This window comes from Pseudonocardia oceanicola, assembly GCF_047200735.1.
Classification (GTDB): Bacteria; Actinomycetota; Actinomycetes; order Mycobacteriales; family Pseudonocardiaceae; genus Pseudonocardia.
The window spans coordinates 1-527 of sequence record NZ_JBJZON010000094.1 but is presented as its reverse complement, the minus strand read 5'-3'; the positions used below and the strand labels follow the sequence as shown (position 1 = coordinate 527).

The 527-nt window shown below is 68.9% G+C and carries 1 protein-coding gene; it reads right to left on the bottom strand.

The annotated features are described in order from the left end of the window. The coding region (locus tag ACL02T_RS34960; RefSeq protein ID WP_412835102.1) for a hypothetical protein at positions 1 to 452 on the bottom strand (452 nt) is incomplete at its 3' end. Positions 453 to 527 lie beyond the last annotated feature (75 nt).

Below are 527 nucleotides of genomic sequence, written 5' to 3'. Positions count from 1 at the left end.
AGGTAGAAGTAGAAGCAGCTCACCCGCCGCTGCGTCCGGGGGAATGTGTACCAGGGCGCCCCGGTCGAGCCCTCCCGCTCGACGCCGACGAACACCGAGGCGAACTCCTGCGCCACCCCGATCGCAGCCACCCCGGAGTGCCCGGTGGCGGCCTGCGCGGCCAGATACGGGCGCATCCGGTCGATCTTGCGGTCGGTCTTGGCGAAGCGCATCACCGGGACGTGCTCGGCGGCGGCGAACCGGGCGACGGCCGTGCGGAATGCTGTCCCGAGCTTATTGAAGATCGCCGGCGACGGGATCGGATAGCCCAGGTGCGCGGTCAGGAAACTCACCACCTGCCCGCCCGCCTGCAGGTTCGGCACGTAGGCGTTGAGATAGACCCGGTCTAGGCACTCCAGATCCAGCGCTACCTGCCCGTCGAGCACCTCATTCACCGTCACCGGCTTGGCCACGGCCACCAGCGTGACCGCAGCTCATCCGCCTGACCAGCCATCAACCTCGGCGGTCCGAGGCGGAGCCTCTCTGGG